The sequence below is a fragment of the Labrys okinawensis genome, from assembly GCF_002982075.1.
Lineage (GTDB): Bacteria > Pseudomonadota > Alphaproteobacteria > Rhizobiales > Labraceae > Labrys > Labrys okinawensis_A.
Window position 1 is genome coordinate 601,386 of the sequence record NZ_PUEJ01000005.1, and the last position, 18,609, is coordinate 619,994.

The following is an 18,609-nucleotide window of genomic DNA, read 5'->3' on the forward strand; positions in this document are numbered from 1 at the left end:
GGGGGGAGGCCGAGTCTGATCAAGTCGGACAGGCCAAACCGGGGCTGCCGCTATAGGATCTTGAATGGGCCACAAGATTGAAGGCGACTCAATGCAGGCCGAACCCGCTAGTTCACCCCATAGGCCGGGAACGACTGCCCCTTGCAGGTAAGCCGGACCACAACCTATATGGTTCCAAACACGTCGTCCCGGAACAGTCCATGTCACGCCCGCTGACCGTCACCATCCCTCACAGCCTCGGCCGTGCAGCCGCCCGCAAACGGGTCGAGGACGGCATCGCGCAATTGCGCGACAGCTATGCCGGGCAATTCACCTCGCTCGAAGAAAAATGGAACGGCGACAGGTTCGAGTGCCGGCTGAGCGTGTTCAAGCAAACCATTTCCGGCAGCGTCGATATCGGTGACGACACGGTAACGGTGAGCGTCCTATTGCCGGTCTTCCTGACCATGCTGGCAAACAAGGTGACCACGCTGATACAGCAGCGCGGTCAGGTGCTGCTGGAGCACAAGAGCTAAAGCTCGAACGTATTCCCGCCGCCGCCATCACTCGCCGCCGGCTCTCTCCGGGTGCAGCATCATACGCTTGGTACGCGCGGCGGCACGCCGGATGGCGGCTGAGCACTTCACGATCGGGCCAAGAAAGCACCACCAGATTCTCTGATAGTCGCCACGCTCGTCCTCGATCCCGCCGATACCGTATTTCTGCACCTCATCCCGTGTTGCCAGATAGGCCGTGCCGGCGATCCAGTCCCAGATCGACAATCTCGAACCCATGTTCTTGTCCCAGTGCTTGCGTGCCACGCTGTGGTGGACCTGATGCATGCGGGGACTGATGAAGATGCGGTCCAGGATCCCGAAGCTGATGGGGAAATGCGTGTGCTGGAGCGTGCCCAATGTCAGCAGTGAGAAGATCAACGATGTGCTCGCCTGCATCGCCAGTAGCTCGACGATGGAGAAACCATAGAAGAATACGATCAACGTAACCGGTACGACGCGGCACACGCCGATGCACAAAGCATCGAGAAGCACCCCCACCGGATGCACGCGGAAGGCGGTGAAAGGAGACAAAAAAGTTGCCGAATGGTGAACCTTATGGAATTCCCAAAGGTAACGATTCTTATGCTGGATATAATGACTTATGAACTCTCCAAGATCGGAAAACATGAACATAATGATGCATAATATTACAACTGTAATCGGCCCAGCCTGGATTTTTTGATCGAACTGCAGCCAAGCACCGAGCGTCGCCCCAGCTTTCTCCGCCAGGAACGTCGTCAGAATCGCGGCGAAAAACGCCACCCATCGAAACGAAAATTTGATGATAAAGTATAAGAGAACATCGATTTTCGTCGAGTGACTGAACCACCCCGAAACAGGCATAAAAAAACGAATAAATCCCCGAACATTTCGGCTGGAAATCGTTCTCGTCAATAGGAACAGGAAAGCAAACACTCCGCCAGAAACGAATGTCGCCATCATCAATAATATATTGATGTGCGTCATCACAAAATCTGTGATAATAGCGACTACACTCGAAATCGACAGCATGAGATTACTTTCCGTAAGCTCTCAAATGAAAGATTAAGAGCAACATATCGCAAAATCTCGATTGTCAAAGAAGGCGATGAAAGTCAACACCGCCAGGCAAGTCTAGATCCTTGGGAACAATCATGTAGAAAATATGTTCGGTGGCCCGGCCACCAGCGTGAAACCGAGGCGCGAAGGCGTCGATCGTCGCGGGAATGCGGAGGGACGGCTTCCGTTAGCCGGGCAGGTGGCAAACCGCCTCGATATTATGGCCATCCGGATCGAGCACGAAGGCTGCATAGTAGTTTGGATGGTAATGGGCGCGAATGCCCGGCGCGCCATTGTCGCGCGCACCGGCAGCCAATGCAGCGGCATGAAAGTCCTCGACGGCTTTCCTGCTTTTCGCGACAAAAGCAATGTGAAAGCTGCCTTCCCGGGCCTCGCCATCACCGATCCAGAACTGGGGTCGCCCGTCCTCGCCATAGCCGCAATGGGCATTGCTGCCGGTCATCTCTCGCGTGACCTCCATTTGCACCGAATAGCCGAGCGGAGCGAGAACCAGATCGTAGAAGGCGCGGGAACGTTGATAGTCACGAACAGGAAAACCAAAATGGTCGATCATCGCATTCTTCCCAAGCAGTGGCTGTGGTGATCGAGGGCTGGCGCCGCGCTATCGCCTAGACCGCAAGGTGCCGATCGTAGCGCGTACCCAGGCTGGTGAGTATCTCATAACCGATCGTGCCGGCACGTCGGGCCACCTCGTCGACGGGCAGATGCGGCCCGATCAATTCAACCCAATCACCCCGTTTGACCGTGCCGGACGGCAAATCCGTCACGTCAATCGCCGTCATGTCCATCGAGATCCGCCCGGCGATGAGGCAGTACTTGCCCGCGACGACGGCCACCGCCGTGTCGAAATCGTCGGAGGAAGACCCCGAGCGCAGATAGCCATCGGCATATCCGATCGCCACCATGGCGATGCGCGCAGGCCGGCGGCTCGTCCAGGTCGCACCATATCCGACATATTCGCCCGGCAGCACTTCGCGGACCTGCAGGACCTGGGCCGCAAGAGTGATCACCGGCCGCATCGGATTGGGCCGGCCGGGCTGGGGATTGGAGCCATAGAGCGCCACGCCGGGCCGCAGCAGATCATAGCCTATATCAGCCGGCAGGAAGGTACCGTAAGAATTGCAGAGCGAGGCGGGGACATCCGGATAGAGCGATCTGACGCCGGCAAAAGCCTCGAACTGCCTCGCATTGAGCGGATGTTCGGGCGTGTCGGCGCAGGCGAGATGGCTCATCAGCAGGGAAGGCCTGAAGAGCTCTCCCTCCGCGGCCAGGGTCTGGGCTTCGTCGACGCGGAGCCCGAGCCGGGACATGCCGGTGTCCACGTGCAAGGCGGCGCCTCCCTGCCAGCCGGTGGCGGCAACGAAGGCGGACCATTCCCGCAATTCCTCGAGCGAGCCCAAAGCGGGCCTCAGAGCGTTCGCCGCAAACCTGTCGCCATGGCCCGGCGCAAGGCCGCTCAGGACATAGATCGCCGCATGCGGAGCGAGTTTTCGGACGCGAATGCCTTCGTCGATCTGGGCCACGAAGAAGGTACGGCAACCCGCCCGGGTAAGGGCGGGTACGACATTATCGATGCCCAGGCCATAGCCATCGGCCTTGACCACGGCCGCGCATTCGGCCTTTGGCCGCTGCTGCCCGCAGCGCCGCCAATTGTCGGCGAGCGCATCGGTGTCGATGGTCAGACGGGCATAAACGGGAGGCAGGGAATCGCTCATGCGCGGACCATAGGGCTGACTTGAAGCCGGCGGAAGGCGGAGCGGCAAATATTGCGCTCCGCCCGCCGCGGTCTATTCGCCGGTCTGTATCGGCAGGTGATCGGTACGGGCAAGATTGCCGAAACGGGTGACGTCGGCGTCGAACTGAACCTTGACGGTGCCGGTCGGACCGTGGCGCTGCTTGCCGATGATCACTTCGGCGACACCGGCCAGACTTTCCATCTCGGCCTGCCACTTGAAGAACTCCTCGGTGCCTTCCTTGGGCATCTTGTTCTTCACGTAATATTCCTCGCGGAACACGAACATCACCACGTCGGCGTCCTGTTCGATCGAGCCGGATTCACGCAAGTCCGACAGCTGTGGGCGCTTGTCGTCACGCGATTCCACCTGGCGCGAAAGCTGGGACAGGCCGATGAGCGGCACGTTCAGTTCCTTGGCCAGCGCCTTGAGACCCGTTGTGATCTCGGTGATTTCCTGCACGCGGTTTTCACTGCCCTTCTTGCCCGAGCCGGTGAGCAGCTGAATATAGTCGACGATCAGGAGATCGAGGCCGCGCTGGCGCTTCAGGCGGCGCGAGCGTGCGACCAGCTGGGCGATGGAGATGCCACCGCTGTCGTCGATATAGAGCGGCGTCGTCTGCATGTCCTGGCTGGCGGTGACGAGACGGCTGAACTCATCCTCCGAAAGGTCTCCGCGCCGGATCTTGTAGGAAGGCACGTTGGCCTGCTCGGCCACGACGCGCGTGGCGAGCTGTTCCGCCGACATTTCCAGGGAGAAGAAGCCGACCGAGCCGCCATCGATGGTCTTGCGCGAACCGTCGGGCTGGATCTCGAACTTGTAGTTCTTGGCGACATTGTAGGCGATATTGGTGGCAAGCGACGTCTTGCCCATGCCGGGACGTCCGGCGAGCACGATGAGATCGGAGGGCTGTAGCCCGCCCATCATCCGGTCAAGATCGTCGAGACCAGTGGACAAGCCTGACAACTGCCCGTCGCGCTGATAGGCGGCGGACGCCATGTCGATGGCATCCTTCAGCGCATCCGAGAAGGTCGCGAACCCGCCTTCGTTGCGCCCGGTCTCGGCGAGAGCGAACAGCCGGCGCTCCGCCTCCTCGATCTGGTCCCCGGGTGTCATGTCGACAGGAGCGTCATAGGCGACGTTGACCAGCTCCTCCCCGACCTGGATCAGGGAGCGTCGGAGCGCGAGATCGTAGATGATCTGGCCATAGTCGGCCGCGTTGATGACCGTGGTGGCCTCGGTGGCAAGGCGAATGAGATACTGCTGAGTGGTGAGCCCGCCAATGTCCTGGTCCGGCCCGAGAAAGGTCTTCAGCGTGATCGGCGTCGCCATCTTGCCCGCACGCACCAGGCTCGAGGCGATTTCGAAGATCCTGCGATGGAAGGGATCGAAGAAATGCTCGGGCAGCAGGAAGTCGGAAACCCGGTAGAACGCCTCGTTATTGACCAGAATGGCGCCGAGCAGGGCCTGTTCGGCCTCGACATTGCTGGGAGCCTGCCGGTAGGTCACGGCTTGCCCGGTCTCGAGCTTGTGTACGGTGGCTTCGACAGGTGTGGACATCAGGCTCTTGGAATCGTGATTCGTCGGGCGGCAAGCTTAGCACGCCGGCCGCCCCCCTTGGCCTTCGATCGGCAATTCACAGTGATTCACAACCCGGACAAAATAAAAGCCGGGCGACAAGCGCCCGGCTCTTGATCGTGTCGAATGGCCGAGAATCAGACTTCGGGCTGCTCGCCGGTACCGGGAACGCCGGGGATCTCGATGTCCTCGGGGTTCTCGAAGGTGTCTTCGTCGTCCTGCGGGGCCAGCACGTCCTCGCCGCGGATCTGACGCTCGGCTTCTTCGGGCGAGCGGGCGATATTGGCGGTGATGGTGACTTCCACCTCCGGGTGCAGGTGGACGAGCACCTTATGAAGGCCGATCGTCTTGATCGGGGTGTTCAGCACGAACTGCGAGCGGGCCACGGTGAAGCCGCCGGCGGTCGAGGTCTCGGCGAGATCGCGGGCCGTGACCGAGCCGTAGAGCTGGCCGGTCTCGCCGGCCTGGCGGATCAGCGTGAAGGTCTGGCCGTCAAGCTTGGCGGCAACGGCCTCGGCTTCTTTCTTGAGCTCGAGGTTGCGGGCTTCGAGCTGCACGCGCTCCTTCTCGAAGCGCTCCTTATTGGCCTTGGTGGCGCGCAGGGCCTTGTTGTTGGGCAGCAGGAAGTTACGGGCATAGCCGTCCTTCACCTTCACCGTCTCGCCCATCTGGCCGAGCTTGGAAACGCGCTCCAGCAGAATGACTTCCATGTTTGTCTCCTTTGTTCGTCTATCGGGGGGTACTGGGGGTATTGGAGCGGTCGCTGAAGCGGCCGCGCAGATTGAAGAGAGTTTCGACCAGGCCGAGCACGATCATCAGCGGCAGCGCGAGCCAGGACAGGACCACGCACAGCAGATAGGCCAGAGCCAGGATCAGGGGACGCAGGGCGCCGCCGCGGGTAAGGAAATGCAACACGGCAAAACCCTGGATCAGGAAGGCGCCGAGCAATGCCGCCAGCAACAACTGCCCGGCAAAGCCGACCGTGCCGGAAAGCAGGGAAATCGCACAGGTGACCGCCACCAAGCCCAGCGACCAGGTCGGCAGGAAGAGTTCAGCCGCGATGTCGGGCCAGCGCCGGGGCAGCCGGCCCGAGATCAGGGCGATACGTGCCGACAGCCAAAGGCCGCCAAGATTGGATACTGTTGTGAGCAGGGCCGCGAGCGGCAGCAGGATCACGCTGAAAACCTGCAGCAACGCCTCCGGATCCACGCCGTCCTTGGCGGGAATGGGTTGATCCTTCGATCCGCCCATCATGATGCGAACGGCCTGCATCAAGTCGGTACGCAGATTGGCCAATGCCTGTTCAGGAGTCGAGCCGAGTGCCAGAATACCAAAGAACGTCCCCGCCATGCCCAGCACGGCAGCGACGATTGCCAGAGTACCGAGCGGGAGAGGGGCACGATCACCCGCCCTGTCGCCGAAGCCGGCGACCGCGAGATAAGCCAGGCCCCAGGCAGGCAAGGCGCGGGAAACGCCGAACTGCAGGGCAAGTCGGAACCGGGAGGCATCGGGGGATTGGGCGTCAAGGCCCGAGGTGACCAGCGCCAGCACCGCCATGGCGGCGATAGCGGCGGCGAGGCCGGCGCGGTATCCCCAGCACAACGTAGCCAGGGTGATCGGCAGCGCGGACAAGACCGACAGCAGGGCGCCGAAACCAGAACCGCTCGCGGGAGCGAGCGTCAGGATGGCTGCAGCAAGGCCGGCACCGAGGCCGATCGGAATATCGCGTTGCATCGTCGAGCTGTCCCGCTGTCGCGGTTAGAGGCCTTGCCGTGAAGACCCCAGCCATGGCCGAACTATCCGGCTGACTGTGTTGGAGAGGGGCGGCGAGGCATGTGAACGCCTCGCCGCAGAAGCATCAGCCGATCACGTAGGGCAGCAGGCCCAGGAAACGGGCGCGCTTGATGGCCTGAGCCAGCTCACGCTGTTTCTTGGCCGAAACCGCGGTGATACGGGAAGGAACGATCTTGCCGCGCTCGGAAATGTAGCGCTGCAGGAGCTTGACGTCCTTGTAGTCGATCTTCGGCGCATTCGGGCCCGAGAAGGGGCAGGTCTTGCGGCGGCGGAAGAAGGGACGGCGTCCAGGTGCGGTAGCCATGATCACTCTTCTCCCTGCTGCTCGTCCGAGGAGCCTTCGAAGCGGTCACGGCGCGGACCGCGGTCATTGCCGCCGGAACGGGGACCGCCGCGGCCGCCACCGAAGCCGAAGCCACGGTCATCGTCGCGACGCTCGTCGCGATCGGACTTGCGCAGCATGGCCGACGGACCTTCCTCGAGTTCGTCGACGGAAAGGGTGAGGAAGCGCAGAATGTCTTCGGAGATCGACATCTGACGCTCGACTTCTGCCACGGCCGCATGCGGCGCGGTGATGTTCAGCAGCGTGAAGTGAGCCTTGCGGTTCTTCTTGATGCGATACTGCAGGGACTTGACGCCCCAATATTCGGTCTTGCCGACGGTGCCGCCATGCGCTTCGATGACACCCTTGAACTGGGCGGTCAGCGCTTCGACCTGCTGGGAGGTCACGTCTTGGCGAGCCAGGAAGACATGCTCGTAATTCGGCATGAGATGGCCTGTCCTTTGGTTACAACGCGTCGTGGTTGTCACGTTCGCCTGGCGCGAAGCCCCTCGTGACCCGGCAGGCCGTCGAGGAATGTCTTAAGAGGGCGAAGACACGGGATGCAGGAACCCTGGGGTTCCACTGCGCGAGCGCAGCCATCCGTTCAGCCTCCGGCCGAAGCGAAGCCGGGTGCATACAGAGTTTGCCGCATCAGCGCAAGGACTAAGTTGTCTATACCAGGTGCAGGCCACCGTCGCATGCGATCACGGTGCCGGTGACATAGCCGTTCTCGACCAGGAACTGAACCGCATGGGCGATCTCGTCAGCGCGCCCGACCCGGCCGACCGGCAGTATCTCCCGCTGTTCGCGGAAAAGATCGTCCTTGAAGCTCGCGGGAAAACGATCCCACCAGGGGGTATCGACCACGCCAGGGGAAACGGCGTTTACCCGGCTCGGCTTCAATTCACGCGCGAGGCTCCCGATCATGGCTTCGATTGCCCCATTGATGGCGCCGAGGCCGGCGGTCCCGGGTCGGGCGATCCGGGCAGAGATCGCGGTGATGAAGGTGATGCTGCCTCCCGCCCGCAGATGGGCTGCTCCTGCCTGCGCCGCCTGGATCTGCGGCCAGAACTTCTCCTCGAAACCGGCTCTCAGGCTTTGAAGGTCGAGCTCGGCCAGGAGACCGGCTCCCTGGCCGCCACTCAGAGCCAGGATCAGGTGGTCGATGGGTCCCATCCGGTCGAAAAACTGCTCGAGTGCGCTGCGCTCTCGAGCATCGAAGGCCGCAATCTCAATGGCATGGCCGGCCGTCGCCGCCCGCAACTTGGCGAGATCGCGACCAGTGGCGACAACCTCGGCCCCGGCAAGGCTCAGACGAAGTGCGGTGGCGAGGCCGATGCCCGACGAGCCGCCGATGACGATGATCTTTTGCCTGCTGCGTTCCATGGTTGCTCTCCGGTGCTGCAAGGCCCAGTCCGCCTTGCCTTGTTTCGGGCACAAGCCTAGGAATTGCTTGATTATCATTCAAATCGTTTGGATTTATAATGACTATCATCGATAGTGATTTAAGGAGGCTGGATCTCAACCTTCTCCTGGCCTTCCATGCCCTCATGAAAGAGCGTAACGTCACGCGCGCCGCCGAGAGGCTGTGCATCGGCCAGCCGGCGCTCAGCGGCGCGCTCAAGAGACTGCGGTCGGCTTTCAACGATGAATTATTCGTTCGTACGCGACAGGGCATGACGCCCACGCCTCGCGCCGTCGAACTCGCCGGCGCGATCGATCCCTTGCTCTTCTCTTTACAGCAGGCCCTTCACCGTAAACCCAGTTTCGATCCCGGTACGGCCGAACGGGTCTTTCGCATCGGGCTCAGCGACGCCCTCGAAGTGGCCTTGATGCCCAAGCTGGTCGAGCAATTCGCGCATAGGGCGCCGGGTATCAGGCTGATATCCTCCTTTACGGATCGAACGCGCGCTTCGTCCATGCTGGACGCGGGCGAAATCGACCTCGCGATCGGCGTCTTCGACGAGGCATCCGCCTGGCATCGACGCCATGCCTTGTTCGACTGGACCTTCGTCTGCGTCTTTGATCCCCGTCACATCGCCTTGCCCGGCGGTCGTCTGACATTGCAGGACTATCTGGCCTATCCGCACCTGCTGACCTCCTTCAGCGGCGAATTGCATGGCTTCATCGACGAAAAACTCGAAGGGCTGGGGCGTAGACGCAACGTGCTGTTCGCCAGCCGTAACTTTGCGACCAATCCCCTGATCGTCCGACAGATGGCCGCTTTCGCCACTGTGCCGTCCTTTGTCGCCGATGCCTGGGCCGAAACCTTGCAGCTTTCAACCGCCAGCCTGCCTTTCGAAAGCCTGACCACGCAAGTCAGCCTGCTATGGACGGCCATCAGCGATGCTGACGCCGGCCTTGCCTGGCTGATCGCACAATTCGAGCACCTCTACGGACGCGGCGCCGCGCGATCCTATTGAGGCGATCAGGTTTTCGCGGATGTCAGGATCGAGGCGATGACGGCGGTCGTCAGCGTCGCGAAGGTGACGGCCATGGTCAGCACATTGTCGAACTCGCCAATGAGGCGTTCGTAGAAAATCACGACGCCGATAAAAACCAGTAGCGCCGCCAGCGTGACCTTCAGATAGCGAAATTTGGCGATGAGCGCGTCGATGACGAAATAGAGCGCCCGCAGGCCGAGAATGGCGAAGATGTTCGAGGTGTAGACGATGAAGGGGTCCTGCGTCTGGGACAGCACCGCCGGAACGCTGTCCACGGCGAAGACGATGTCCGCCACATTGATCACGGCGAAGGCGGCGAACAGGGGCGTCGCGTGCAGGACGGGGTTGCCGTCACCATCGGGCAAACGAACGAAGAAGCTCTCACCGGCAATCTTCGTCGTCATGCGCATATGGCGCATGAACCAGGCAACCGCCCGGTTGCGCTCGAGGTCCATCTGTTCGTCCCCGCCGCGAAGCATGCGCAACCCGGTCACGATCAGAAAGAGACCGAACAGATAGAGTACCCAGGCAAAACGCGCCACGATCGCCGCGCCCAAACCGACGAAGACGGCCCTGAGGATGACGGCGACGACGATGCCCCAAAAGAGAACCCGGTGCTGATATTGGCGAGGCACGCCGAAAAAGGCGAAGATCACCGACATCACGAAGACATTGTCGATCGAGAGCGACTGCTCGAGCGCATAGGCGGTGAAGAACAGCGATCCTTTCTCCGCCCCGAAATACAGCCACGCGCCGCAGCCGAACATGGCGGCCAGGACGGCGTAGGCCATGGTCACGGCAATCGACTGGCCAAGCGACAGAACCGGAATGCGGCGATTGAGATAGCCCAGATCGAAGACGAGAATGCCGGCAATGGATGATGCGAAGATCGCCCAGAACCAGGGCGGCGCTCCCAGCATGTCGGTGGACGCCAGAGAAAGTTCCGACCATTCCATGAATCGCGCGCTCGTTTCTGATTCCGGCTCGGCGATGTGGGTGGTTCATCCAGTGTCGGTGCCGGGGAGGGGATGTGTCAATCGCCGACTGGCCCCTCGCAGGAACGTGACGGCGGCCGTGCCGGCTCGGAGGTTCTTGTGGGCACTCCCGGTGGAGGGTGAAAATATTCTAGCGCCGACGTTGTGTGGCGATATGATGACGCTCCTTCAGTAGAGAATCCGAGCAGCGTTGGCCTCATCACCTCCAATACCTTCCGGCAATCCGATAACCCCGCAGCAGAAGCGGCTGGCTTTCGGTGTGCATCTGTTTACGGCCAGCGGCGTGCTGTGGGGGTTTCTTGCCCTGATAGCGGCTGTCCAGCACGATTGGCGTACGATGTTCGCCTGGCTGGCGCTTGCCCTGTTCGTGGACGGCATCGACGGCACGATTGCCCGCAAGATCAACATCACCGAAGCCTCGCCCCGCTGGTCCGGCGTCGCTCTGGATCTGATCATCGACTACCTGACCTATGTCATCGTTCCGGCATATGCCCTCTACAGTTCAGGCATGCTCGGCGGTGCGAACAATGTGCTCAATCTCCTCGCCATGGCCGTGATTCTTCTCACCAGCGCGATGTATTTCGCCGACAACGAGATGAAGACGGAGGACGCCTGGTTCAAGGGCTTCCCGGCGGTGTGGAACCTGATCGTGTTCTATTTCTTCCTGCTCAGCCCGGCCGAGCCGACGATCCTTTCCATGACGATCATCTTCCTGGTGGTGCTGGCACTCGGCCTGACGACGTTCGCTTCCTTCGTGTTCGTGCATCCGCTGCGGGTGGCCAAGCTGCGCATGCCGACGCTGGTCCTGCTGGTGGTATGGTCGGTGCTGGCGATCAAGGCGATCTGGGAGAATGTCGACCCGGCCCCTTGGGTCACCTGGGGGCTTTGCATCATTGGTGTCTATTTCCTGATCCTCGGATATTTCCGCACGGCGCCGGTTCATGATCGCATGGCCGGATGATGAGGCCCGGCCCCGTTCACGCCACGTTCGGCGGCGCTGGACATCATCGCGAGTGTCGGTAACATCGTCGGGCGGCCAGTGCCGAGCCGTGATGCATGCCGCATGAAGGCCCCCCTCCGTTTCATGTTTTGATTTCAACGACAGGTATTTGCCATGCCCGCAGCCATTCGCGTTCACCGGACCGGCGGCCCGGAGGTTCTGACCTATGAGGAGATCGCTACGCCACTGCCCGCCCCAGGCGAGGTCCTGCTTCGCCAGCATGCCTGCGGCGTGAACTATATCGATACCTATTACCGGTCCGGCCTCTACAAGGCGCCGTCCCTGCCTTTTATCCTCGGCGCGGAGGGCGCGGGGGAAGTGGTCGCAATCGGCGAGGGTGTGAGCGAATTCAAGCCCGGCGACCGCGTCGCCTATGCCGGCGCTATCGGCAGCTATGCCTCGGAGCGCACCTATCCGGCCAATCGCCTCGTGCCCCTGCCGGAGGCGATTTCCTATGAGCAGGCAGCCGGCATGATGCTCAAGGGCATGACGGCGCAATATCTGGTCCGGCGCACTTTCAAGGTCTCAGCCGGCCAGACGGTGCTGGTGCATGCGGCCGCGGGCGGCGTCGGACTGATCCTGTGCCAATGGGCCAAGGCGCTCGGCGCGATGGTGATCGGCACGGTGGGCTCGGAAGAAAAGGCGGCCCTGGCGCGCGCCAACGGCGCCGACCACACCATTCTCTATCGCAGCGAGGACTGGGTGAAGCGCGTGGCCGACATTACTGACGGCCGCAAATGCGATGTGGTTTATGACGGAGTCGGCAAGGACACTTTCCCCGGCTCGCTCGACTGTCTGAAGCCGCTCGGCATGTGGGTTTCCTTTGGCAACGCCTCCGGCCCGGTCGAGCCGGTTCCCATGCTGCTCCTGTCCCAGAAGGGCTCGCTCTTCGCCACCCGCCCGACACTGGGAACCTATGTCGCCGAACGCGCCGATCTACTGGCGACAGCCGACGACCTGTTCGAGACTGTCGCTTCCGGCAAGGTGAACATCCCGGTCAACCAGCGCTACCGGCTCGAGGACGCCCGCAAGGCGCATGAGGAGCTGGAAGGACGAGGCACGACGGGATCCTCGATCCTGTTGCCCTCGTCGTAAAGCTGCGATTTTCCCCTGGATGGATTTTGCAGTGTCGACGCCTTCGCCTTCGTCGCCGCTCGCCTCATGCATGCCATGTTTTCCGGCTCCAGAGCCTTCGGTAAGAGTCACGAATAACCCTTTGAAAGACAAATCGAAGAATGCTGTTGGCACCGGGAGCGCCAGGGTGGCACCGGGGGGCGGAATGGGCTAAAGCGTTTGGCGATTTAATGGAATCACTGAGAATCGCCAAAGCGTTTTGCGATTTGAATGGACGACTTCAGATCGCAAGGACGCGTCGAAACAAGGAGCTGGAGCAAATTGGCGTTCATGCTTGAAGGCCCTTTGCTTTAGGACGCGTCGAGAACGAAGAGCGTGAGCAAGAAGCGTTTGCCAAAACGTGACTTGGTCATGAGGACGCCGCAGAATCGGTTTGAGGCCGTGCATTGACTGACGAAAACGACAAGAGACCGGATGACGGGGAACCGTCCGACATCCGCTCGACTTCCATCACCGACGAGATGAGGCGCAGCTATCTCGATTACGCCATGAGCGTGATCGTGAGCCGCGCTCTGCCGGACGTGCGTGACGGCCTGAAGCCAGTCCATCGGCGCATCGTGCATTCCATGTACGAGAACAACCACACGCCCGACCGCAAATACGTCAAGTCGGCAAACATCGTCGGCGCCGTCATGGGTCAATATCATCCCCATGGCGACCAATCGATCTATGACGCCCTGGTCCGCATGGCCCAGCCCTTCTCCATGCGCCTGATGCTGGTAGACGGGCAGGGCAATTTCGGCTCGGTGGACGGCGATCCTCCGGCGGCGATGCGCTATACAGAGTCGCGCATGTCGAAGGCCGCCGTGGCGATGATCGACGACATCGACAAGGACACCGTCGACTTCCAGGAAAACTATGACGGCACCAAGGAAGAGCCGACGGTCCTGCCGGCACGTTTTCCCAACCTGCTCGTCAACGGCGCCGGCGGCATCGCCGTGGGCATGGCCACCAATATCCCGCCCCACAATCTGGGCGAGGTGATCGACGGCTGTCTGGCCTATATCGACAATCCGGCCATCACCATCGACGATTTGATGGAACTGATACCGGGGCCCGATTTCCCGACCGCAGCCACCATCGTCGGCCGTTCCGGCATCCGCTCGGCCTACAACACCGGGCGCGGTTCGATCATCATGCGTGCAAGCGCCACGATCGAGGAAATTCGCAAGGATCGCGACGCCATCATCGTCACTGCCATTCCCTACCAGGTCAACAAGGCGACGCTGCAGGAACGCATCGCCGAACTGGTGCGCGAGAAGCGGATCGAGGGCATTGCCGAAGTGCGGGACGAGTCGGACCGCCAGGGCATGCGCCTGGTCATCGAGCTCAAGCGCGATGCGGTCGGCGAAGTGGTGCTGAACCAGCTCTACCGCTTCACCTCGCTGCAGACGAGCTTCGGCGCGAATATGGTGGCGCTGAACGGCGGCCGCCCCGAACTGCTCAACCTCAAGGACATGATCTCGGCCTTCGTCGACTTCCGCGAGGAGGTGATCAGCCGCCGCACCAAATATCTGCTGAGCAAGGCGCGCGACCGCGCCCATATCCTGTGCGGCCTTGCCACCGCCGTCGCCAATATCGACGAAGTGATCCGCATCATCCGCACCAGCCCCGACCCGAACACGGCCCGCGAGGCCCTGATGGGCCGCGACTGGCCGACGGGCGACATCGCGCCGCTGATCCTCTTGGTCGACGATCCCAAGCACCCGATGAACGAGGACGGCACCTACCGCCTCTCGGATGCCCAGGCCCGCGCCATCCTGGAACTGCGCCTGGCTCGCCTCACGGCTCTCGGCCGCGACGAAATCGGCGACGAGTTGCAGACGCTGGCCGACCAGATCCGCGATTATCTGGATATTCTCCGCTCCCGCGCCCGCATCATGGCGATCGTCCGCACGGAGCTCGAGGAAATGAAGGCGCTGCATGCCACGCCGCGCCTGACCGAAATTCTCGATTCAGACGCCGATTTCGAGGACGAGGACCTGATCCAGCGCGAGGACATGGTGGTGACCGTGTCCCATGCCGGCTATGTCAAGCGTGTGCCGCTCTCCACCTATCGGGCGCAGCACCGCGGCGGCAAGGGCCGCTCCGGCATGCAGACCAAGGAAGAGGATTTCGTCACCTATCTGTTCGTGGCAAATACCCACACGCCGGTGCTGTTCTTCTCCTCCAAGGGGCGCGTCTATAAGGAGAAGGTCTGGCGTTTGCCCCTGGCGGCGCCGCAGGCCCGCGGCAAGGCCTTCATCAACCTGCTGCCGATCGAGGCGGATGAGCGTATCACCTCGATCATGCCGCTGCCCGAGGACGAGAACCAGTGGGCGACGCTGCACATCATGTTCGCGACATCGTCCGGCACGGTACGGCGCAACGACCTCAGTGACTTCGTCCAGGTCAACCGCGCCGGCAAGATTGCGATGAAGCTGGAAGAGGGCGAACAGATTCGGGACGTCTCGATCTGCACCGAGGCCGACGACGTGCTGCTCACCACAGCGCTGGGCCAGTGCATCCGCTTTCCCGTGCCTGACGTGCGTGTGTTCAAGGGGCGTGACTCCATGGGCGTGCGCGGCATCAAGCTGGAGGGCGAGGACACCGTCATCGCCATGGACATCATCGCCCATCGCGAGATTTCTCCCGAGGAGCGGGCTGCCTATTTCAAGATGCGGCGCGCGGTGGCAGGCGAAATCGAGAACGGCGACAATGGCGTCGAGGAGGCGGAGGAGACGGGCGAAGCCTCGGTGGAGATCTCCACCGAGCGTTATGCACAACTCTCGGCCGAGGAGCAGTTCATCCTCACCATTTCCGAAAATGGCTATGGCAAGCGCTCTTCGTCCTACGAGTATCGCATCACCGGCCGCGGCGGCAAAGGCATCGTGGCCATGGCCGTCAACCAGCGCAACGGCAAGCTGGTTTCCTCCTATGCCGTCGAGCACAGCGATCAGATCATGCTGGTGACCGATGGCGGCCAGCTCATCCGCTGTCCCGTAGATGGTATCCGCATCGTCGGCCGCGGTTCGCAGGGCGTGATCGTCTTCAACACCGCCGAAGGGGAAAAGGTCGTCTCCGTCGAGCGCGTCAGCGATGAAGGTGACGAGGACGAGGAAGGCAGCGAGGAATAATCCCAGAAAAAAAACGGCACCCGCGAAGGGTGCCGTTTGTAAGTTCCGGAAGGGCTTTGCGATCAGCCGAACCGGCGGTCTTGGAGGGCGGAAGCCTTCGCATCACCACTGGTTGCGGGCGATGCGAGGGATAATGGGGATCACTGCGGCAGCTTGGTCTTGACCAGCGTGGTCTTGCCGGTTTCCTGGTAGACCTGGATCAGCGTCACCGGCGGCATCGCCTGCTTGGCAGCGGCGTCGCCTGCGCAGGCGGCAATGATTGAATTCTTGCTGCAATCGGCAGCGAGGGATGCAACGTTCAGCCTGTCGCCGCGGCTGGCGGCAACCTGCTGGGGCTGCATGCGGGCCACGTCGAGAAGAGAAGCGGCGGCGAGGGCGAAGAGGCTTGCACCGATTGCCAGGGCTGGGCGAAGGGTTGTCATAGCCATGCATCCTATCAGTTCAGGTATGTCTCAACCTTGTTTGATCACTTATGACCTATTAACCATGATGCGACCGTGACTCGCCGTGCGCTTTCGCACACGCTGTCCTCGCGGGGCCCGCTTTGCGCGGGAACGGCGGTGGAAACGAGAATAGCGAGGGCCATGTGCATCAACCGTTCTGGGGTCAGAATTATCCGTTGAACTGCAAATTCCGGGGCATTTCGCTTGAACTGTGTCGTGCCTCAGTCAATGCGGAGTCGGCCAGAAAGTTCCCTGGACGGGCGACCATGGCGGTGATTTTCAAAGTTCCGGCAAGCCGGCCTCGCCACCGTGATCGGCAGCAAGTGTACCAAAACGAAACATTTCGGCTGCCTGGATATTCGGCTTAAGCCTTTACAATGAGAGAGCCATGATCTCAGCCCACACCACGCCCAGGACGGCCTTCTACGCCGGCTCCTTCGACCCCCTGACCAACGGCCATGTCGATGTCATCCGGCATGCCGCGGCCGTGGCCGATCGGCTGGTGGTCGCCATTGGCGTTCATCCGGGCAAAGCACCCTTGTTCACTGCCGAAGAACGTATGGACATGATCCGCGAGGATTGCGGCCCGTTGCTCGGTCCCGACCGGCTGGACGTGGTTACCTTTGCCGATCTTGCCGTCGATGCGGCACGGCGTGTGGGAGCAACCTTGCTGATCCGCGGCCTCAGGGACGGCACCGATCTCGATTATGAAATGCAGATGGCCGGCATGAATGCCGCCCTGGCACCCGGCGTGCAGACCGTCTTCCTGCCGTCGTCGCCGATCGTGCGCCCTATCACCGCCACGCTTGTGCGCCAGATCGCAGCCATGGGCGGCGACGTTTCCGGATTCGTGCCGGCGGGCGTGCTGCGGCGCCTGAAGGCGCGGTTCGCCAAATCGAAGCCCTAGGGGCAAAGCGCGTTTAGACGGAAACGCTCGTTTGCTCTAACTCTTTGGTTCGACGCGTCCTTGCGATTCCTGGCGTGACCGCCAAATCACAAAACGCCTTGGAGCAAAATCCCGCAATCCATTCCGTCTTCGAGGGAGACAATCCTTGCTTCGTTTTCTTTCCGCTTTGGCCGTGATGATCGGTCTCTTCGCCGTCACCCCTGCCCAGGCTGCTCAGGCCGATGCCAACACGGTCTATCTCGACACCCAGTATGGGCGCGCCACCATCAAGCTGCGTCCCGATCTCGCGCCCAAGCATGTCGAGCAGATCAAGGCGCTGGTGAAGCGCGGCTTCTACAACGGCGTCGTCTTCCATCGCGTCATCGAAGGCTTCATGGCGCAGACCGGTGATCCCACCGGCACCGGCACCGGCGGCTCGGACCTGCCTGACCTCAAGGCGGAGTTCACCAACAAGGCCAAGTTCGTGCGCGGCGTGGTCGGCATGGCCCGCTCTTCCGACCCGAATTCGGCGAACTCGCAGTTCTTCATCATGTATGCTCCGCAGGCCAGCCTCGATGGCCAATACACCATCGTCGGCGAAGTGGTGTCGGGCATGGAAGCCATCGACAAGATCAAGAAGGGTGATGCCAGCGACAACGGCATGGTCAGCAACCCTGACAAGATCATCAAGATGCAGTTGGCCAAGTAAGAACTGTTATCCCGTGCGCATTGCAGCATGAAATGGCGCAATGCAGACGCGGGACCGCGCTCCAAAATAATGCGCATCTTACGGTTCCGGATCTGGGCAGCGGCACTTCGCGCCGCGGCGCGCCCGGGATGACAATGAAAATTCGCCAATTGCAAGAAGGCCGGCCAGAGACTATCTAGCCGTCATTCCACTCCGCTTTCCGATAGAAAGGAGCGTGCCGATGGCCGCTGATCCCGAAAACACGATCGTCATGGAAACCACGCAGGGCCGTGTCGTCATCGAACTGCGCCCGGACCTCGCCCCTCAGCATGTCGAGCGCATCAAGCTGCTCGCCCGCGAGAAGTTCTATGACGGCATCGTCTTCCATCGCGTGATCGATGGCTTCATGGCGCAGGCCGGCTGCCCCGATGGCCGCGGCACCGGCGGCTCCAAGCATCCGAACCTGCCGGCCGAGTTCAACGACGAGTCGCATGTGCGCGGCATCTGTTCGATGGCCCGCTCCTCGATGCCGAACTCCGCCAACTCGCAGTTCTTCATCGTGTTCGACAACGCCAAGTTCCTCGATCGTCAGTACACGGTCTGGGGCAAGGTCGTGGAAGGCATGGAGAATGTCGACAAGATCAAGCGCGGCGAGCCGGTGGTGAACCCCGACAAGATCGTCTCCATGCGCGTTCAGGCCGATATCGCCTAAGCACGTTCTGAGGCAAGAGATCGGGCATCACCGGAGAAATCCGGTGGTGCCCATCATGTTTTCGACGTCATTGCGAGTGCAGCGAAGCAATCCAGGCTCGGTGCTTCACGACCTCCGGGTTGCGTCGCTTCGCTCGCAATGACGTCCCACTGGCAAAGCAAGACCAGAT

Annotated in this window: 19 protein-coding genes; 8 read left to right on the top strand and 11 right to left on the bottom strand. The window is 61.5% G+C overall.

The window, feature by feature from the left end; genetic code table 11:
* Nucleotides 1-200: 200 nt before the first annotated feature.
* Complete coding sequence (locus tag C5L14_RS16480; protein ID WP_105863107.1) at nt 201-515, top strand: polyhydroxyalkanoic acid system family protein; 315 nt, start codon at nt 201-203, stop codon at nt 513-515.
* Between the two features lie 27 nt (nt 516-542).
* On the opposite strand, the gene C5L14_RS16485 is transcribed toward C5L14_RS16480, so the two are convergent.
* The 9 genes from C5L14_RS16485 to C5L14_RS16525 form a co-directional block, all read right to left on the bottom strand.
* The gene (locus tag C5L14_RS16485; protein WP_105863108.1) at nt 543-1,547 is read right to left on the bottom strand and encodes a sterol desaturase family protein; all 1,005 of its coding nucleotides are present in this window, start codon (nt 1,545-1,547) and stop codon (nt 543-545) included.
* A gap of 214 nt (nt 1,548-1,761) precedes the next feature.
* Nucleotides 1,762-2,148, bottom strand: a complete 387-nt coding sequence (locus C5L14_RS16490; RefSeq protein WP_105863109.1) for a VOC family protein — start codon at nt 2,146-2,148, stop codon at nt 1,762-1,764.
* Between the two features lie 55 nt (nt 2,149-2,203).
* Complete coding sequence (gene alr, locus C5L14_RS16495) at nt 2,204-3,310, bottom strand: alanine racemase (RefSeq protein ID WP_105863110.1); 1,107 nt, start codon at nt 3,308-3,310, stop codon at nt 2,204-2,206.
* A 72-nt stretch (nt 3,311-3,382) separates the two neighbouring features.
* The gene (locus C5L14_RS16500; protein WP_105863111.1) at nt 3,383-4,888 is read right to left on the bottom strand and encodes a replicative DNA helicase; all 1,506 of its coding nucleotides are present in this window, start codon (nt 4,886-4,888) and stop codon (nt 3,383-3,385) included.
* A 155-nt stretch (nt 4,889-5,043) separates the two neighbouring features.
* Entirely contained in the window at nt 5,044-5,616 is a 573-nt protein-coding gene (gene rplI, locus C5L14_RS16505) for a 50S ribosomal protein L9 (protein WP_105863112.1), read from the bottom strand.
* Nucleotides 5,617-5,635: 19 nt separating this feature from the next.
* Nucleotides 5,636-6,640: a hypothetical protein gene (locus C5L14_RS16510; protein WP_105863113.1), complete on the bottom strand. Its 1,005-nt coding sequence runs from the start codon at nt 6,638-6,640 to the stop codon at nt 5,636-5,638.
* Nucleotides 6,641-6,764: 124 nt separating this feature from the next.
* Nucleotides 6,765-7,004, bottom strand: a complete 240-nt coding sequence (gene rpsR / locus C5L14_RS16515) for a 30S ribosomal protein S18 (protein ID WP_068295067.1) — start codon at nt 7,002-7,004, stop codon at nt 6,765-6,767.
* Nucleotides 7,005-7,006: 2 nt separating this feature from the next.
* Nucleotides 7,007-7,468: a 30S ribosomal protein S6 gene (rpsF, locus tag C5L14_RS16520; protein ID WP_105863114.1), complete on the bottom strand. Its 462-nt coding sequence runs from the start codon at nt 7,466-7,468 to the stop codon at nt 7,007-7,009.
* Nucleotides 7,469-7,694: 226 nt separating this feature from the next.
* Nucleotides 7,695-8,408, bottom strand: a complete 714-nt coding sequence (locus C5L14_RS16525; protein WP_105863115.1) for an SDR family oxidoreductase — start codon at nt 8,406-8,408, stop codon at nt 7,695-7,697.
* Between the two features lie 98 nt (nt 8,409-8,506).
* Between C5L14_RS16525 and C5L14_RS16530 the strand changes: the two genes are divergently transcribed.
* Nucleotides 8,507-9,445, top strand: a complete 939-nt coding sequence (locus C5L14_RS16530; RefSeq protein ID WP_210203248.1) for a LysR family transcriptional regulator — start codon at nt 8,507-8,509, stop codon at nt 9,443-9,445.
* A 5-nt stretch (nt 9,446-9,450) separates the two neighbouring features.
* Here the strand turns inward: C5L14_RS16530 and C5L14_RS16535 are convergent, their stop codons facing one another.
* On the bottom strand, nt 9,451-10,422 hold the full coding sequence (locus tag C5L14_RS16535) for a TerC/Alx family metal homeostasis membrane protein (protein ID WP_105863117.1): 972 nt from the start codon (nt 10,420-10,422) through the stop codon (nt 9,451-9,453).
* A gap of 298 nt (nt 10,423-10,720) precedes the next feature.
* Here C5L14_RS16535 and C5L14_RS16540 point away from each other — a divergent pair, with 298 nt between their 5' ends.
* From C5L14_RS16540 to gyrA, 3 genes are all read left to right on the top strand, one after another.
* Nucleotides 10,721-11,422 (top strand): CDP-alcohol phosphatidyltransferase family protein, encoded by a 702-nt coding sequence (locus C5L14_RS16540; RefSeq protein WP_245443409.1) that lies wholly within the window; start codon nt 10,721-10,723, stop codon nt 11,420-11,422.
* Between the two features lie 153 nt (nt 11,423-11,575).
* Complete coding sequence (locus C5L14_RS16545) at nt 11,576-12,556, top strand: quinone oxidoreductase family protein (RefSeq protein ID WP_105863118.1); 981 nt, start codon at nt 11,576-11,578, stop codon at nt 12,554-12,556.
* A 425-nt stretch (nt 12,557-12,981) separates the two neighbouring features.
* A complete protein-coding gene (gene gyrA, locus C5L14_RS16550) occupies nt 12,982-15,711 on the top strand; it encodes a DNA gyrase subunit A (RefSeq protein WP_105863119.1) in 2,730 nt (909 codons plus the stop codon).
* Between the two features lie 140 nt (nt 15,712-15,851).
* On the opposite strand, the gene C5L14_RS16555 is transcribed toward gyrA, so the two are convergent.
* On the bottom strand, nt 15,852-16,133 hold the full coding sequence (locus tag C5L14_RS16555; protein ID WP_105863120.1) for a hypothetical protein: 282 nt from the start codon (nt 16,131-16,133) through the stop codon (nt 15,852-15,854).
* Nucleotides 16,134-16,542: 409 nt separating this feature from the next.
* On the opposite strand from C5L14_RS16555, the gene coaD reads away from it, so the two are divergent.
* The 3 genes from coaD to C5L14_RS16570 all read left to right on the top strand — a co-directional run bounded on the left by coaD (nt 16,543) and on the right by C5L14_RS16570 (nt 18,440).
* On the top strand, nt 16,543-17,061 hold the full coding sequence (gene coaD, locus C5L14_RS16560; protein ID WP_105863121.1) for a pantetheine-phosphate adenylyltransferase: 519 nt from the start codon (nt 16,543-16,545) through the stop codon (nt 17,059-17,061).
* A 145-nt stretch (nt 17,062-17,206) separates the two neighbouring features.
* Nucleotides 17,207-17,749 (top strand): peptidylprolyl isomerase, encoded by a 543-nt coding sequence (locus tag C5L14_RS16565; RefSeq protein ID WP_105863122.1) that lies wholly within the window; start codon nt 17,207-17,209, stop codon nt 17,747-17,749.
* Nucleotides 17,750-17,969: 220 nt separating this feature from the next.
* Nucleotides 17,970-18,440, top strand: a complete 471-nt coding sequence (locus C5L14_RS16570) for a peptidylprolyl isomerase (RefSeq protein ID WP_068295034.1) — start codon at nt 17,970-17,972, stop codon at nt 18,438-18,440.
* The last annotated feature ends 169 nt before the right edge of the window (nt 18,441-18,609 follow it).